Annotated in this window: 17 protein-coding genes; 7 read left to right on the plus strand and 10 right to left on the minus strand. The window is 37.2% G+C overall.

Annotated elements, in window-relative coordinates:
* Positions 1-606 precede the first annotated feature (606 nt).
* The 3 genes from NST46_RS20505 to NST46_RS20515 all read left to right on the plus strand — a co-directional run bounded on the left by NST46_RS20505 (position 607) and on the right by NST46_RS20515 (position 2,451).
* Positions 607-1,032: an HIT family protein gene (locus tag NST46_RS20505; protein ID WP_095309649.1), complete on the plus strand. Its 426-nt coding sequence runs from the start codon at positions 607-609 to the stop codon at positions 1,030-1,032.
* A 267-nt stretch (positions 1,033-1,299) separates the two neighbouring features.
* Entirely contained in the window at positions 1,300-1,821 is a 522-nt protein-coding gene (locus NST46_RS20510; RefSeq protein ID WP_095309651.1) for a tryptophan transporter, read from the plus strand.
* A gap of 270 nt (positions 1,822-2,091) precedes the next feature.
* Entirely contained in the window at positions 2,092-2,451 is a 360-nt protein-coding gene (locus NST46_RS20515; RefSeq protein WP_095309653.1) for a YtxH domain-containing protein, read from the plus strand.
* 66 nt (positions 2,452-2,517) lie between these two features.
* Here the strand turns inward: NST46_RS20515 and NST46_RS20520 are convergent, their stop codons facing one another.
* On the minus strand, positions 2,518-2,877 hold the full coding sequence (locus NST46_RS20520; RefSeq protein ID WP_240033724.1) for a DUF1878 family protein: 360 nt from the start codon (positions 2,875-2,877) through the stop codon (positions 2,518-2,520).
* Between the two features lie 378 nt (positions 2,878-3,255).
* Between NST46_RS20520 and NST46_RS20525 the strand changes: the two genes are divergently transcribed.
* Both NST46_RS20525 and NST46_RS20530 read left to right on the plus strand, forming a co-directional pair.
* Positions 3,256-3,441: a hypothetical protein gene (locus tag NST46_RS20525; RefSeq protein WP_095309655.1), complete on the plus strand. Its 186-nt coding sequence runs from the start codon at positions 3,256-3,258 to the stop codon at positions 3,439-3,441.
* 198 nt (positions 3,442-3,639) lie between these two features.
* A complete protein-coding gene (locus NST46_RS20530) occupies positions 3,640-4,536 on the plus strand; it encodes a peptidylprolyl isomerase (protein ID WP_095309656.1) in 897 nt (298 codons plus the stop codon).
* A gap of 61 nt (positions 4,537-4,597) precedes the next feature.
* Here the strand turns inward: NST46_RS20530 and NST46_RS20535 are convergent, their stop codons facing one another.
* The 8 genes from NST46_RS20535 to NST46_RS20570 all read right to left on the minus strand — a co-directional run bounded on the left by NST46_RS20535 (position 4,598) and on the right by NST46_RS20570 (position 12,350).
* Complete coding sequence (locus tag NST46_RS20535) at positions 4,598-4,798, minus strand: sporulation YhaL family protein (protein ID WP_341137687.1); 201 nt, start codon at positions 4,796-4,798, stop codon at positions 4,598-4,600.
* Between the two features lie 73 nt (positions 4,799-4,871).
* Positions 4,872-5,819: a 3'-5' exoribonuclease YhaM gene (gene yhaM, locus NST46_RS20540; RefSeq protein ID WP_251660665.1), complete on the minus strand. Its 948-nt coding sequence runs from the start codon at positions 5,817-5,819 to the stop codon at positions 4,872-4,874.
* Between the two features lie 31 nt (positions 5,820-5,850).
* Positions 5,851-8,799 (minus strand): ATP-binding protein, encoded by a 2,949-nt coding sequence (locus tag NST46_RS20545; protein ID WP_251660663.1) that lies wholly within the window; start codon positions 8,797-8,799, stop codon positions 5,851-5,853.
* 5 nt (positions 8,800-8,804) lie between these two features.
* On the minus strand, positions 8,805-10,025 hold the full coding sequence (locus tag NST46_RS20550) for a metallophosphoesterase family protein (protein ID WP_251660661.1): 1,221 nt from the start codon (positions 10,023-10,025) through the stop codon (positions 8,805-8,807).
* Between the two features lie 151 nt (positions 10,026-10,176).
* Entirely contained in the window at positions 10,177-10,461 is a 285-nt protein-coding gene (locus NST46_RS20555) for a hypothetical protein (RefSeq protein WP_432806671.1), read from the minus strand.
* A 121-nt stretch (positions 10,462-10,582) separates the two neighbouring features.
* Positions 10,583-11,488 carry an aminoglycoside phosphotransferase family protein gene (locus NST46_RS20560; RefSeq protein ID WP_251660659.1) on the minus strand — a complete coding sequence of 302 codons (906 nt, stop codon included), beginning with the start codon at positions 11,486-11,488 and terminating at the stop codon, positions 10,583-10,585.
* Positions 11,489-11,751: 263 nt separating this feature from the next.
* Positions 11,752-12,141, minus strand: a complete 390-nt coding sequence (locus NST46_RS20565; RefSeq protein ID WP_118888708.1) for a hypothetical protein — start codon at positions 12,139-12,141, stop codon at positions 11,752-11,754.
* Positions 12,138-12,350: a helix-turn-helix transcriptional regulator gene (locus tag NST46_RS20570; protein WP_095309670.1), complete on the minus strand. Its 213-nt coding sequence runs from the start codon at positions 12,348-12,350 to the stop codon at positions 12,138-12,140. Before NST46_RS20570 ends, NST46_RS20565 begins: the two co-directional genes overlap by 4 nt.
* Positions 12,351-12,510: 160 nt before the next feature.
* Between NST46_RS20570 and NST46_RS20575 the strand changes: the two genes are divergently transcribed.
* Complete coding sequence (locus tag NST46_RS20575; RefSeq protein WP_341137688.1) at positions 12,511-14,556, plus strand: catalase; 2,046 nt, start codon at positions 12,511-12,513, stop codon at positions 14,554-14,556.
* A 45-nt stretch (positions 14,557-14,601) separates the two neighbouring features.
* Here the strand turns inward: NST46_RS20575 and NST46_RS20580 are convergent, their stop codons facing one another.
* On the minus strand, positions 14,602-16,347 hold the full coding sequence (locus NST46_RS20580) for an ABC transporter substrate-binding protein (RefSeq protein ID WP_341137689.1): 1,746 nt from the start codon (positions 16,345-16,347) through the stop codon (positions 14,602-14,604).
* A gap of 111 nt (positions 16,348-16,458) precedes the next feature.
* Between NST46_RS20580 and NST46_RS20585 the strand changes: the two genes are divergently transcribed.
* Entirely contained in the window at positions 16,459-17,682 is a 1,224-nt protein-coding gene (locus tag NST46_RS20585) for an MFS transporter (RefSeq protein ID WP_341137690.1), read from the plus strand.
* Positions 17,683-17,684: the final 2 nt, after the last annotated feature.

The following is a 17,684-nucleotide window of genomic DNA, read 5'->3' on the forward strand; positions in this document are numbered from 1 at the left end:
CATTTTCTGACCAAAAGCGCAGAACGCCCTTAGATAATACGCGAACATTACTGTTTCAGTACAAGACATACTTCCCATCAAAATTTTTAAAAAATCCATGTATAAGATATTTATATCGGAACAAAATAGAAAGGAAGAAACGAGGATGTCTCACTACAACAAAATCTTGTCATACGCAAATGAGGTGTTGACGATCGAATATCTAATGTAATTTCGTGTAAAAAACACAAAATGAGGTGTTAGTGTTCGATAATTACTCTGATTTTTCGTAAAAAAGCGAGATGGGGTGTCAGTGTTGGCATACTAATGATATAAAGCCCTTTTACCAGCTTCCGCTTCAGACGAAGTGGACAATTGGTATAATGGTTTTTGTAAACCATAGACGAATCATCTTTGCATGATTTACTGGTGTTTACAGTTCCCCAGCATTAGTTTAAAACATCCTCTTCCTTCTTAAAACAGGCAGGTCCGCATTATGCGGGTCTGACCTGTTTATTTATTTTGCGCTTGTCCTTTTTCAGAAAATAAGAGGAATAGCTTTACATTTGTCCCTAATACTTACTACAATAAACATAATATATACAATTATAAAAGGAGAGATAACAAATGAGTCATGACGATTGTATTTTTTGCAACATAATTAATGGTGAACTTCCTTCTGCCAAAGTATATGAAGATGAGCATGTTTATGCATTCCTGGATTTAAGTCAGGTAACAAAAGGACATACACTTATTGTTCCGAAAACACATACGAAAAACATTTATGAAACACCACCAGAGGTTGCAAAAGAATTGTTCGCTCGAGTTCCAATCATTGCCAATGCGATTAAAAAAACATACAGTCCATTAGGAATGAATGTATTAAACAATAATGAAGCGCCAGCAGAGCAGTCTGTATTCCATCTTCACTTGCATCTAATTCCAAGATATGGCGAAGGTGATGGCTACACACCAAACTGGACTGTACATACAGACGAATATACGTCAGAAGAACTGCAAAATATTGCCCAGGAAATTAAAGCCGCAATTTAAAACAAAAGCGGAAACGTCCAGTTAGCGACGTATGAACTGCGCCCTGTACCTATCGGTAAGTCTTCTTTATCGTGTCATGAGGTGATGGAAGTCTTGCTACAACTTTCGTGCTGGAGCTGGACGTCGCTATTCCAGCATTTACAAAAAATTAGTCCTTTTAATTTTCAATAAATTCTGCTATACTATTGCTAACATTTCGCAACTGACAACGAGTGTACAGTTGGAAATAAAAAAGCTTGAGCATAGAATAGATGAGGAGAGTTAAAAATGAATACGAGAATATTGATTATTTTATCCCTATTGGTAGGTATCGGTGCTGTTTTGCATGCAGTTGTACCACCTATGCTTTTTGGTGTGAAGCCTGATATGCTGTTGTCCATGATGTTTCTAGGAATTTTACTATTTCCTAAAGCAAAATATGTACTTATTCTATCCATAGCAACAGGTATCATATCCGCTTTAACAACATCTGCACCTGGAGGACAAATTGCCAACATTATTGATAAACCAATCACAGCCTTTGTATTTTTCGCTTTATTTTTACTCGTGAAAAATAAAGTTAAGATTACATTAAGTGCACCTGTTTTAGCTGCTTTTGGTACAATGATTAGCGGTTCGATCTTCCTTTCTGTTGCATTATTCATTGTCGGATTAATGGAAGGCGGATTCTTAGCATTGTTTGTTGGAATTGTATTACCTGCCACTGCTTTAAACACCATCATCATGATTGTTATTTATCCGATCGTACAAGGAATTATGAAACGGTCTAAACCAATAACAGTAGCTTAATCTATACAAACCTCTGATAAAACAATGTCAGAGGTTTTTTATGTTTTTCTGCTTAGTAGTAGCTTTATTTCCGCTTATTTTTTATAATCAAATTAGTGAAGCCTTTTCATATGTGTGCGTGATTAAGAAAGTGGAGGTAGAGGCCGAAATCGGCTAAGGGCGCAGTATCCTATAGCAACAGGATATTTTTATTCCTCCTTAATAAATATGTTTGATAGCACTATGAAAAGTGGAAATGATATAATAGAAGCAAGAAAGGAGTGCGTAGCTATGTCAAAAGGAAAATCATTTATTCTAGGACTGCTTGTCGGGGGAACAGTTAGTGCAGCAGTCACATTATTAAGCACACCTGAATCAGGAAGAGATGTACGTGTTCGTGTAAAAGATCAGGGATTGGAATTAAAACTTCTTCTCAACCGACTAAAAGTAGAAGGTTTACGACTACAACAACAAATTAAACACACGTCCAAAGAGGGTGCTGTCCTCATTAAAGATTTAACAGACGAAATCAGAAAATCTGTTGAGGAATGGAAAGAAACGGTTGAACCCCATCAAGAAAGTATTTATCAATCATTGGAACAAATTGAAACTAGTCTGAGAGACCTGGAAAATAAGGTTAAAAATCATTAATACTAGAACTAAAAATGAGACAGCTTGGTTAGGGCTGTCTCATTTTTTATTCCAGAATCATTCAACTCACCTTCTACGATGTTGCCTGTCATATTCCTCCAATATCTTGCTGAACTCCGACATAAGCATTGGATAGCATCCATCTAATTTCAGTGCTTCAATTGTCTTATTTGGGTCCAGTTTCTCATTCAACATACCAGCAAATTGAATAAGCAATGATGTGAAATCTAGCAAGCCCTCTTCTTTTTGAAGCTCATACGCATCATTTAAGCTTTGAATCATCTCCATCATTTCGTTGTATTCCTTGCGGGTAAGATTATGTTCGATAATCATTTTGATGACGGGGTATTGATTCATATCTATTATTTTGGAAAGTAATTGTATATGAAATAATGAGCTGTCATTTGTATTTTCAAATTCCCCCAACTCAGCTTCCCCCTTAAAATAGCATCTCTCTAAACACTGTTTTCTCTATATAGTTGTGTTTCCTATCAATAGCAAGCGACCTGTTTTTTTGAATTGCTTTCATTTGCTATCTATATAATTTGTATACATGAAACTACTTTTTGTTATAATCGTTCTGATATATTTTTTTGTCTTTCTACTATTATACAGAAACATGGAAAACAAAAAAAGCTTCTTTCACTTTATTCACAGCGATTTATATATATCAGTAACTATATCATTCTAGCTGGAAAAATGATAATTCATTTCTCTATTTTTCTTCTCCTGCCTCTGTTCATCCAGCACTTCTTTTGGTAGAGTAAGATTACAAGTGTACATTGAATGAGAGGAGTTCAAGTCATGGTCATTTTTTATATGTGCTTTGCTTTTGTTGTATTGCTTATTTTCAACACCCTTACAAAATCTTTCTGCATCAAAATGCAAATGGACAAGCATAAGCAAGCTAAAATATTCCGTGTGATCAATATGATTATGGTCGCATTGCTCGTATGCTCCTACTTACGTGTCATGAATGTGACAGTTTAACGGTATTTTTTAGGTATTTTACATAATACTATTTTTTCTAAAAGGAAGTATGTTATATTTATCATTGGCAGATAATAAGGTATAAACCATTCTTATCTGCATAAGTGCAACGAAGTCATCCGCCCAAAAGACCTGGCGAATACCAAGTTTTCCAATGAAAACTAGAACCAACAAACAGATTAGGAGTGTTTAGAGACGATGAAGAAATTAGCCTTTGCTGCTATTATTACTGCTGGTACACTAACGTTAGCAGCATGTACAAATAATGAAGCAGATTCTGAAGTGGTTGTGGAATCAGAAGCAGGAGATATTACAAAAGAAGACTTTTATGAAAAACTGAAAAGCCGCAATGGAGAAGCTATCCTTGAAGAAATGATTACAATCAAGGTGCTCGAGAATAATTACGAAGTAACTGAGGAAGACGTGAATGCTGAGATTCAATCGATGAAAGATACATATGGTGATCAATATGATTCCATTATCGAGCAAAACTTTGGCAGTGAGGATGAACTTCGCGAGATTATTCGCATAAGCTTATTGCAAGAAGCTGCAATTGCAGAAGATATAGAGATTACAGAAGAAGATCTTGAGCAAGAATATAATCGTCAAAACACTGAGATTGAAGCACAGCATATTCTTGTAGCAGATGAAGATACTGCAAATGAAGTAAAACAAAAGCTGGATGAAGGTGAAGATTTTGCTGAATTAGCAAAAGAATATTCAACAGATGGTTCTGCAGAGGATGGCGGAGACCTTGGATACTTTTCAACTGGTGAAATGGTCCCTGAATTTGAAGAGGCAGCTTACAACATGGAAGTAGACGAAATCAGTGATCCAGTACAATCACAATTCGGCTTCCATATCATTAAAGTAAATGATATTCGTGATAAAGAAGAAAGCATCGGTAAATTTGAAGATGTAAAAGAAGACCTGCGCCGTGAACTATTAACAAAACGAATGGATGTTACAAAAGTTCAAGAAAAAATGGATTCGCTAATTGAGGATGCAAAAGTCGATATTAAAATTGATGAATTCAAGGACCTTCTTGAAAAACCAGAAACAGAAGGTCAAGGATCAGAAGAAGCCAAAGGATAAGAGACAATTACGAAAAAATATCATAGGCTGTCAAGGTGAACGAACCACCTGACAGCCTATTTTAATTGGAGCGCTGTTGCTCATTTTCTGACTCTCGTCGCAATTTATCTTCATGAATACGATCCATATAGATTTGTCCTTCACGTTCAATAAACTGCTGATCTAATTTCCTTTCTGCAAGCATTGCTCGAAATGCCATATAACCGCTGAGGAAAATCAAAATAATTACCGCGAATACCCATAATGGAATTGCATCTGTCATCCATAAATCCCCCAATCTTGTCCAAGCTTTCTATTTTATATATATGAACAAAAATGAGGAAAATAACTATTGCTTAATTTTCTTCAAATAATGGCTTATAAAATGCCCGATTATCCATTGCAAACAACCGATCTGTAAATTCACCAGGCTTCACCTTATCTAAAGAACGATTCAGCATATTCATCTTCGCATCAATTAAATCAATAAGATGAAGAATTTCCGCTTCACGCACTAATGGTGGTGTCGGGCTTCCCCATTCTGCCTTCCCATGATGACTTAAAACCAGATGCTGCAAAATGAGCACTTCTTCCCCTTCAATTTGCAATTCTCTAGCCATCAAGCCAATTTCTTCCACCATCATTGGGATATGCCCAAGTAATTTTCCTTCTAAAGTATATGTAGTTGTCACCACCCCAGAAAGTTCTTTCAGCTTACCAAGATCATGTAAAATAATTCCTGCATAAAGAAGATCTTTATTAATCTGCGGATAAAGCTTGGATAGCTCTCTCGCTATTTGTAACATGCTTACAATGTGATGAGCTAAGCCAGATGCATATTCATGGTGATTCTTAGATGCTGCTGGATAGGTAAGCAACCCTTCTTGGTATTTTTTTATAAATGCTCTAACTATCCGCTGAATGACTGGATTCTTCATTTCAAAAATAGCCTCTGTCAGCTTTTCCGTCAAATATTCCCTTTCCACAGGAGCTTTCTCTACAAAATCAGAGATCTTCACACCGTCCGTTTCCTGCGCTGGTCTTACAGATAAGATTTTTAATTGGTTCTTACCTCGGAATTGGTTGATCTCTCCTGTCACCCGAATAATTTGCTCTGCAATAAAAAGAGTTTCATCATCCTTTGTTGCATCCCAAAGCTTTGCTTCTATTTCCCCAGTTTCATCACGCAATATTAAGGTTAGGAATGGTTTCCCATTGCTCGTCATTCCTTTAGTAGCTTCCTTGATTAATAGAAAGTCATCGAACGTCTCGCCTACTGCGCTATAACCTATTCCTCTTTTCATGTATTCTCCGCCCTTTCCAATTTCCTGAAAACTATATATTTTGGACTTTTTCCGTTATGTCTATTTGCTTCATTTTCGTTACAGCAGAAGCGATTTCCTGTCTGCACGTAAACAGAATCACTTGTTGCTTTTCTGCAACTTGCTGAAGAATAGCAATCATCTTCTTTATTCTAATAGAGTCAAAATGCACAAAAGCATCATCAATCACAAATGGTAATCCGTGCTTTTCACTCATTATTTCACTTATTGCAAGACGTAATGCTACGTACAGCTGATCAATTGTTCCTTGAGATAATTCATTTACAGTGTATCGTATATTGTCGATTGATTCTACTTGAAACACACTACTATCTGTTGGCGCATAGACCTGAACATACTTCCCGTCCGTAATTTCTTTAAAATATAAAGTTGTTACTTCAATGACCTTCGATAAATAATTCGCTCGATAATTACGTTTTGTCTCTGTAAGTATTTCTTTAGCAGTTTTTAAAACCGCCCATTCTTTACCCAACTGGTTAAAATGCTCCGTTTCCATTTCAAACTGATGAAGACTAGTAGAATAAGACTCCGTTGATTCCATGGCAACGAGCTCTGCTTTCGTATCTGCTAAATTTTCTCTTACCTTTTCTAGCTTGCTTTCCAGTGATTGCATTGATTCTTCGGTATGTTGCCGATTCAATTCTAGTTCTGTTTCTGTTACCATCGTTTTTCCAAATTGCTGTAAGCCTTCCGTTGACAATAGGTTTTTAAGTTGTGTCGTCGTTTTTGCTAATTCCTTTTCAAGCGTAGCCTTTTCCTCTGATTGTCTCGCCTTTTCATAGAATAATTCCTCTGTATCAACTGCTGCCAGGTTAAACAAACGCTCTATTTCCGTTTCGTATGTTTGCATACTTTCTTGTAATTCACGTTGTTTTTCCTTTAAATCTGCTAATAGTTGCTTATAATAATTAAGCTCTTTACGTTTCTCTAGTTGGACATTATGAATTTGCTCTATCGTTTGCAGCTTTTCTTCTAGATCCTCTCCTGAATTAGTAACCCCCAGCTTTTCTATAAATCGCTCAAGATTTTGCTGATCTATTGCCAATTGCTTTTCCAGCGTAGCTACCTCATCCATATGCTTTTGCCAATCCTTTATTAATTTCAAAACATGTTTTAAATGATGATACAGTTCAGGCCAGTATGCCATTTCCATTTGCTTTAAGAAAGGATGGCTTTCATAATGACGACAAATTTGCTCCTCTAATCGCTGCTCCCGTTCAGCTAACAGGTTTTGTTTTTCATTCCATTTAATATACTGGATGTGTGCAAGCTTCAACTGCTCTTGTAAGGCCGCCTGCTCACTTTTATACTTTTCCTGCATTTCTAGCAGTTCCGCTGCTTCTCTTCTTTCTGCTTCCGTAACCTGTTGACCAGATTGCTCATGATAATCCTCAAGTACATGATCGAACTCTTTATTTGTTCGCTTCGTCATCAACCATTGCCCGATTCCCAACACAAGTGTCAGCAGCATAATCGTATAGAGCCAGCTATAATCGGTTAATATTGCGCCAATACCTAAAAGGATTGCAACAATAATACTTCCTATAAGGACATTTGAAGCTAGTTGATTTTCTTTATTTTGCGCTTCTTCCCTTTTTTTTGCATCCCTTTTGAGTTTATCCATTAATTGTGTTGATTTAAAAGTATCTAACCGATCACGCAACTCATGTACATGACTATCTGATAAAATCGATTCCTTCAACTGCTTGATTTGGTTGTTCATATAATGCTTCTCTTGCTCTAGCTGCTTCTGTTCATTGTCCAACTGTTCGGATTCAAGTTTGAGCTGCTCGTTTTCATTCTTTAATTGCGTCCATGCCTTTTCTAAATAAAAGGGAAGCTCTAGACTAGCAAGTTCTTTTACTTGTATACCTAGATGTAAACGATCCATCGCTTCATTTAGTTGAAGTTCATCATGGCTTACCGCAGTTTGTAGTTTTTTTAGTTCACCACATTGCGATTGAATCCGTTTCTTCTCGTCAAGAAGCCCTTTTGCTTCTTGACCGATTTCCTTTGCATGTAAGTCCTGCTCAATCGTCGCTATCTTTTGCTTATACTTCTTTTCATGACCTGCGACGATATTCCATTCACTTTTGAGCGGCAATAGCGATTCCTTCCATTTTTCCAGACGACTTACACCGTTTTCAGGAAATTTAATTGTCTCTGGATAATCTTCAAGCTGTTTTTTTAACTTATGGTATTCATGGATTACCGGTAGGGCATGTAGTTGTTTTTCGATCGTAAATGCTACTTTTTTTTCTTCTTTCATCTCTATTTGCAATTGCGTTAGCTCCTGCTCCAATTGTGCAACCGTTTCTTTTTTTTCGCGATATGAAGCTTCCACTTCCCGAAAGCTTTGTAAGGAATCAGAAATCCGATTTAATGATTCAATTTTTTGGTTCATTAGTGGCTTTTTTCCAGTTGGTTTAAACAGCTCACCGATTTTCGCATCCAATTGTTTTTCAACAGCATAGATATTATTGGATCCTGTCATCCCAATCCCAAGTAGCACTTCACCTAAATCTTCATCTTTCATATTGCGAATTTCCGTTAAGTCTAGTGCAGAGAAAGAAAAAATGGATTCGTATGTTTTTGCTGTCATTCCATTTAGCTGTTCCTTTAACCATGCTTCGTCATATGTTTTTCCGTCTTTCGTAAAGCATGCAGCAGCACCATTATTCACTTCATCCAATCGTTCAATGCGAAATTCACCGATCTCTGAATGAAGGACTGTCATTTTACCACCCATTTTTCCGCTCGTCTTCGGTCGATAAAATGTGCGCTGCTTCGGTGTGAGACCAAACAACATAAAAAGAATAAATTTTTGAATCGTTGATTTACCAGATTCATTTTCTCCATAAATACATGTTGCATCTGAAAAATCAATTTTATAGTCGACCCATTTTCCAAAACCATAAATTGTGGCATCGAGGATTTTCAAATCAATCACCCCTTCAGCAGTTCCTGGATCAGGAGCTGCTTTGCTTCTTCTTTAATTTCTTGTTCTTCTTCATTTGACAATGGCTTCAAATACCTCCTTGCCTGTTTGTGCTGATATAATTCTCCAATGTACGGAAGTATAGCCGTCTCCTTTAGGTGATGAGACAATTCTGCTATAAAATGACTACCGTTCTCCATAGCTTCATCAATTAGAACTTGCTTCACATCTGTTGAAACACGAAATATGTATTTCCAATTCATTCCAGAAACAGTTGTTTCATTGATAAGATCAACAATATCTTCCACATGTTTTAGACGCTCCCACTCTTTCAAGCTTGGATCATCACTTGTTAGGGTAAGTTCAATTAATTGAGGTCCTTTTGTACTAGTGATCTCCCTTAAGATTTGCTTTTCTAAATCATGAACCTGCTTACACGAAGAAACATCTATTTTTTTCGACTGAAATTCAATGGACTGTAATGGGATAAAGGACAACTCAGCCTGCTTGTCCTTCAATATAACATGGTAGCATCCCTTTTCACCTGTTTCTTTTCTATTTCGTCCTTGAATATTCCCAGGATAGACAATAGGAGGATTGTCTTTTAATATTTCTCGCTTATGGATATGACCAAGTGCCCAGTAATTAAAATCTTCTTCTACTAAATCAGAAATTTGAAACGGGGCATATACGTCATGCTCTGTGTTGCTAACAATACTTCCATGTAACATTGCAATATGATAGGGAATTGTTTCATCGCTAATTTTGTATGCTTTCGCTTTCCTTTCAAATACAGCACGGTTTTCATAGCTGAATCCATAGATTTGCGCTACATCCGCTCCATCTTTGGTAAACGTGAAATTGGTCACTTTCTCTCCTGGAAAAATAGAAACATTTTCTGGGTATGTTACTGGGTAACGATTGCCCTTTATGTAATCATGATTTCCATAGGATAAATATACATGAATTGACTGCGATTCTAATTTCTCGAAAGCTCGTCGTAATCGAATTTGCGCTTTCAAGCTTTGCTTCTCATTATCAAATAAATCTCCAGCTATCAGAACAAAATCCACCTGTTTGCTAATCGCTACCTCAATTAGTTGATCCAAAGCGGCAAATGTACTTTCAAGTACTTCATTAAAAATTTGTTCCGGTAGATTACTCAATCCTTTAAAAGGACTATCTAAATGCAAATCAGCTGCATGGATAAATGATATTTCTTCTGCCATTTCGGATCTCTCCTTTTAACACATAATGATTTCGTTATTGAATCGTTATATTATTAATCCCATTTTACCAAACCGCTAAACAGAATGCACGTTCTATATAATAGAAGAGAAAATGCCCATATTATTTGAATAAATACGGGCATCTGATACTTCACCAATTATACCCCGAGTAATAAGGGCCATACGGTGGATATGGATACGGTTGATAAACTGGAAATGGTTGATATACGGGGTAATACGCCGGTCCAGGCTGGTATACCGCACCAGCGAGCAAACCACCGGCTAGACCACCTAGAAATGGCAGCAAGAACGGAAAAAATCGTTGATCACCATGATATTCATGTTCATTTCTAAAATAAGGATATGGTACATAAGCTAAATAGGGAGACATGTCATAATTCGCGGATACAAGCGTCTCATTTTGTTCATCACTCATCTATTTTCCCCTCATTTCTTTATTGCTCTCTCCATTATCCTATGCATATGCCTAAAGTAACTATTGGGCGTATGTACAGTTTTTAAAACTTTCCTGAAGAATTGTTTTGCTCCAGTCGCTTTCAACTTCCATCTTTATACCATTTCGGGATGACACGTGTAAAATCCTCATGATCTCTTATTACATCCAGCGAATAGTTTAGCATTATTTCGTATTGCGCTTGACTTCTTTTTAGTCCCCAGACAAGCGATGAAGCAACGTGCATCGCACTATATAATGTATATAATTTCCAAAATGATTCCGCTACAGGCTGCTCATTATGATAGCCGGCAATAACCCCATTTGTAAACGGAATACTTATACGCTTGGAGAAAAAACCGAGCTTCTGTAAGTCATGAACCGGATCTCCCCAATCCATTCGTCCGAAATCAATAATTCCAGAAAATGTCCTGTTATGAATTAGAATATTGGCAGGATGAAAATCATCATGCTGAAATGTATTCGGCCTTCCTTTTAACAGCATTTCATTTTCCCAAATATAGGTTTCTAGCATTTCCTTTATCCGTTTATCAACATCAATCTGCTGTAACTCCATTAAGTACCTATCACTCTTTTGTTTTTTTATTGTATTCCATGCTGGATAATCAGTAGGGGCTGAAAGACGATGAAGTTTCTTTAATTCCTTTCCCGCTAAAATTCCAATTCGATATTGCTCTTCGTTTGTTAATTCCTTTAAAGCAATCTCAGCGTCTTTTCCTGGGAGATACGTGAGTATCATATAAGCCATATCAGTTCCTTCTATCACATCAAATTCAATTCCTTTTGGGATTGCATCTGAATAGGCACCTAATTTGTTTACCGTAACAAATTCTTCTTTTCTGCGTTGAATTTGTTTATTCGAAAAAACACGTAGCAGATACTGATTATCAATAATAAACTTCTTATCATAAGAAAATCCTTTGTCCAACGAAACGACTTCTTTCGAATATCGCAAAAAAGGAATCTTCTTTTTCCATTGTTCTTCCATCTGATCACTCCTTGTCTGTATTCTAGCGTTGGCAATGAAATGTAAGCATCATCCATATACTCCATACATGCAAACAAGACACTATCTCCGGTGCTTAAGACGCCATGCTCACAAATAACACACCATTCCAGTCGTTAAGTATGACTCTTAAAAAGCGTTCCTTCATACGTAGCCCATCAGCCTTGTGTACAAATTTTGGATATGTTATGCCAGCTGCATGACTGGCTGATGCTTTTCATCGAATTCTCTCCCTGGCTCACTACCTACTTACGACTGACAATAAGCGCTCCAACACCACTTAAAAGAAAATATACCGCAAATGGGATCATTAAATAGAAAACTGCCACACTTTCTATATTCATGAAACTAATAATTCCCAACCCAATAAAAAGAAGCGCAATAAAGATATTTGCCGCATAAGCATAAAATTTAAGCATGTTTTTCACTGTTCGTTCATCAAAATCCGGTGTTTTGTCTTTTTTAAAACGCATTCGAGCTACATCAATTCCAACCACAAGTAATAATGCAGTTAAGGATCCAAGTATGCCACCGAAGTTCAGATTTCCTACAAGCAACTGCCCAATCGTCATTCCAATGACTCCTCCAATTCCTGCAAACGTAAAATTCCATTTGTGCATTTTTCTTCTTTTCATTCGCCTTCCTCCTCCACTAATGTAAATACTTCTTCGATCGGAACATTAAAGTACTCTACAATCTTAAGTGCAAGTTCAAGACTGGGATTATATTTATTTTTTTCAATCGCTGTGAACGTTTGTCTGGTTACCTGCAAATCCTCAGCCATTTGAATTTGCTTTATCCCCCTTTCTAACCTAATTTTCCGTATGTTGTTTTTAACCGGCATTATTTCACCTTCTAGTAAGTAAAGATATCTTTACATATTTTATAACATACCAAACCTTTAACGTAAAGACATCTTTACCTTTTCAAAAAAAAAAGAATATGATAGAATGCTCTCTTTTGGGAATATTACATACTAACTACTATAGGAAAGGAGTTTGTCAATGAGTGAGAACCCTAAAATTAATGCAAATAGTAAGCAAGAGCAATTAGAGCAATTCCGTGTAGATGATACGAATAAGAAACTAACAACAAATCAAGGTTTAAAAGTATCGGAGGATGAGCTCTCATTAACTGCCGGAAAACGCGGTCCAACATTAATGGAAGACTTCCATTTCCGCGAAAAGATGACCCATTTCGACCATGAACGTATCCCAGAACGTGTCGTACATGCCAGGGGAACTGCTGCGCATGGCGTCTTTGAACTTTACGAATCCATGAAACCATACACGAAAGCAAAGTTTTTACAAGATCCAAAGGTAAAAACACCCGTATTTGTACGTTTTTCAACAGTTGTTGGTTTTCGTGGTTCGGCAGACACAGTCCGGGATGTTCGCGGTTTCGCTACAAAATTTTACACCGAGGAGGGTAACTATGATCTAGTAGCTAACAATATGCCTGTTTTCTTCATTCAGGACGGTATTAAATTCCCGGACATTGTTCATGCTATTAAGCCTGAACCGCATAATGAAATCCCACAGGCTTCTGCTGCGCATGATACATTTTGGGATTTTGTTGCAAATAACCAGGAATCCGCACATCAGGTAATGTGGCTTATGTCGGATCGAGCGATACCGAGAAGCTTCCGAATGATGCAAGGGTTCGGGATCCACGCATTCCGCTTTGTAAATGAGCAAGGCAAATCGCATTTTGTAAAGTTCCATTGGGTACCGAAGCTTGGTGTCCATTCACTCGTTTGGGATGAAGCACAAAAGATCGCTGGTAAAAATCCAGATTTTAATCGTCAGGATTTATTTGATGCGATCGAAATGGGAAATTTCCCTGAGTATGAATTAGGTGTACAAATAATCGAGGAAAAGGATGAGTTTGCTTTTGACTTCGATATTCTTGATTCTACAAAGCTTTGGCCTGAAGAGGATGTACCGCTAAAAATAATTGGCAAGCTTACTTTAAATCGCAATGTCGATAACTTCTTCGCTGAAACAGAACAAGTCGCATTTCATCCTGGACATGTTGTACCAGGTATTGATTTTACAAATGACCCACTGTTACAGGGACGTTTATTTTCTTATACGGATACACAGCTTATTCGATTAGGTGGACCAAATTTTCATGAGATTCCAATCAATAAGCCTGTGTGTCCATTCCATAATAATCAGCGAGATGGCTACCATAGGCAAACAATCAATAAAGGAAGGGTAGCTTATCATAATAATTCAATGGCTGCAAATACCCCCGCTCCAGCAACAGAAGAAGAGGGAGGATTTGTTCATTATCAAGAAAAAGTCGAAGGCAGTATCATTCGAACTAGAAGTGAAAGCTTTAATGACCACTTCTCTCAGCCTAAACTTTTTTGGAACAGCATGAGTCCTATTGAAAAGCAACATATTATTAATGCCTTTAGCTTTGAAGTTGGGAGCGTAAAAGATAAATCGGTTCAACAGCAGGTAGTTGATATGTTTGGGAATGTTGACCTAGCAATGGCCACAGAGGTTGCGAACAACATCGGGGTAACTCCTCCAACTGCAGAAGAATCATCTGTAACAAAGGCCTCCCCTGCACTTAGTCAAGAAAACACAATAAAAACTCAAGTTGGTCGTAAAATTGCTGTGATTTTGCACAATGGCTTTCAGGATACGGAGGTAAAAGAGATTTTACAAGGATTGAACATAGCTGGAGTAGCATACGAAATTATTAGCGACAAACAAGGTTTCGTATCAGGTAAAAATAATGTTGACCTCCAAGTTGTTCATACTTTCACAACAACTCACCCAGTTTTGTATGATGCCGTTTATATTGTCGGTGGCAGTAATGTTGATGACGCATTCTACAAAAATGCAAGCGACTTTGTAAAAGAAGCTCATAAACATTATAAAGCAATTGGCGCAACAGCAGATGGAATTGAATGGCTTGAAAGTAATAATATAATTGGTGATCCAGGTGTTATTGAAGGAAGCGGAAAACAATTCTTGGAGACGTTTCTTGAAGCTATCGCAGCACACCGTCATTGGGATCGAAAGGTAATTTGATACTTGAATTGATTAAGAAAGTCTGTCAACACTGCCCCAATGTCGTTACTTTGGGAGCAGTGTTACATTTCTTTTTTTCCATACAGCACGATAATCAACTCTGCCATGACTATCGAGTTCGATATTTGCATATTGACTTGATTCGGATTCGTAAATTGTATGAATACGATGATTGAGAAAAATGATTGCATGCTGCGCTTTTAAATAATCTTCTATTTCAAAATAACTATTCCAACGAGCCGTTTCATCTTGGAATGTTTTCATTTTTGAAACCTGTTTATTAATAAATACTTTCATGTCCTCATCCAAACATGGAAAAATGGATAATTGATTGGAATGAATGGAAGTTAGAACAGAAAGTAATCGATCATCCGATAATGCAATTCCAGAAACAAACAAGTCATACTTCTCGATAACCTGAGGATCCTTGAATTGGATTGCGTTTACAATTTCTACTTCCGCTTCTATACCTGCTTGCTCTAATTGCTGTTTGAGTATCATCGCTTCTCTTTCATGGTTAACTCCTTCTCGGATTTGCTGTGCAGCGATTTTCAGTTCAACATTGCCTGCCAACTTTTGCTTCGCATTACTCCTTACTGGTAAGTCAAGCTCTCTTGACTTCTGCGTTAGAAAACTATGCGCAACCATTTCTCCTTCTAAACAAAATTGCTCAGGATCGATTATTTGGCAGATACGCCGGCGAAATTCACTGTCCTGCAATGGCCCGCTTTTTCTGCAATTAAATGTTATATAGTCTGCGCCTTCTTCAATCGAGCGCACTTCTTTCCAAGCAGTATCTGGTGCAGTTAATCGAAACGGATGGGATTGGTCGTCTTGAAATAATGCTGGTGTATTTATAACCTCCACACGATCCAACCAAGGGCGTAACCCATAATACTGCTGAAACACATCTAAACGAATCATTTCATTATCATTGCGAATTAATTGAAATGGACCACTACCTACAGGTAAATTCTGAAATCCTTCTTCATCTTTCTTGAAAACTTCAATCGGAATAATCGATGCTTTTAGGCTTGATAAATATCGCGGAAATAAATAATCAGCATGCTTAAGCTGGAACACAATGCTATATCTTGTTACACACTCCATACGTATTACATTTCCTTTAATATTATCTTCCTTTAAAAATCGTTCCAATGTTGCGCTTACATCTTCACTTGTCAATTCTCTCCCATGGTGAAATAAGACACCTTTATGCAAATAAAACACCCATCGTTTGCCATCTTGACTTTCAAAATGGCGAGCAATTTTAGGTACCAGTTGTCCTGTATGACGATTAAATTCTACTAAACGTTCAAAGACTTGCTGAACCATATGTGCATCATGTCTTGATATGATCAACAATGGATCCATCGATAGCTTTGTTTCGTAAAAAGGATATCGCAGGATGTCCAAATCATTGTCCTCTATATTCTTATGGGTCATTCCTAAATATCCTCTAAACCATTCCTGGAACGTATATTGTGCTTTTTTTTCTAATTGACCCACAATGAAGAATGCAGCTTGATACTTTTCCATCTTTACGCTTTGCTTCGCTTCCTTAAGATGCACCTCTTCATGCGTATAATTCAGCATTAACTTCGGCTTCTTCCCACGACCTCTTTGGATTCTCCACTCTACGTAACCTGCTTGGTGAAGGAAGTTTACAATCGTTTTCACATGTCGTTCAGAACAGCTAAGAATTTCAGCTAATCGAGCGACAGTTGTTTCTACTTCTTCTTTTTTATTAAAATAACGCGTTAGCACCTTCATATGTTCAATATATTTCATTTTTCCTCCAAAAGGTGAACATTTTTTTTACAATCTTCACTTTATATTCATCTTTTTTTATTTTACACTTCTTTTAGGAATAGAATCAATGAAAGGTTGGAGTGTATGCCAATGGAAGCAGCTAAAAGCAATGACAACATTCTCACATTGTGGAGAAACAAAAACTTTCTACTTCTATGGGGAGGAAATATAATTTCAAGCTTCGGGTCACAGATGTACACAATAGCAATTCCCTTATTAATTTATGAAATTAGTCAATCAGCATTAGCAATGAGCAGCATGCGCGCAATTGAATTTTTCCCTAATATTTTCATCGGAATGCTTGCTGGTGTACTTGTCGATCGATTTAACCGAAAAAAGATGATGCAGTTGACAAGTTTTATTCAATTCACTTCCGTATTTGGCATCGTACTTCTATTACTCACAAATAGTCTGCAGCTTTGGCATTTATACATCCTTGGATTCATACTCTCCTGCGCCGGCTATACATTTGGAAATGCCCATCATTCCGTTATACCGCAAATTATTTCGAAGGAACAACTGACCTCAGCCAATGCAAAATTATCATTTGTAAGTACATTGATTCAAACAGCTGGCCCAGGGCTTGCAGGAGCATTTTTAGTCGCCTTCTCCTATACAGCCACATTATCAATCTATTTACTTTGCTTATTCATTTTATTTCTATGTGTTCAATTCTTTAAACTTCCTGTTTCGGAAAGAGAGATCAGAGAAAAAACCAGTATTTGGCATGATATGAAAGAAGGGATTGATGAGCTATTTCGTAATAAAACATTACTGACACCAACAATTACTGTATTATTTATCAACTTTGCTTCGAGCCTTGTCATTGGCGTGCTTATTTTTTATGTTACCGATAAACTTGGTGCTACGGAAGCACAAATCGGGTTGATGTTTACGATTTCAGCGGTAGGTGGCCTTTTAGGTGCAGCTGTAGTCAGTAAGATTCGCGCTAGATTTGGGCGTGGCAATATTTATACATTCTGTTTACTTTTTGATATCGTCGGGGTCAGTTATCTTATCTTTGCACCGACATGGTGGGCCATCGGAATTGCGCTTGCCATTCGGACCTTTTCTACTACAATTTCTAATATTGTCTATTTCACGATTCGGCAAGAATTCACGCCAAACCATTTATTAGGTCGTGTAGCAGGAACATCCTCCATGCTCATGAAGTTAACCCTACCATTTGGATTATTTATTTCTGGATTATGGGCAGAATGGCTACCCATTCCAATTTTATTTGCTATATCTGCAGGAATATTTTCTCTTTTGTTCATCCGCCTTTACTTTCATCCATTTCGCAATTTAGTTTAATT

The sequence above is a fragment of the Oceanobacillus sp. FSL W7-1309 genome, assembly GCF_038002145.1.
In the GTDB taxonomy this organism is placed as follows: Bacteria; Bacillota; Bacilli; order Bacillales; family Amphibacillaceae; genus Oceanobacillus; species Oceanobacillus profundus.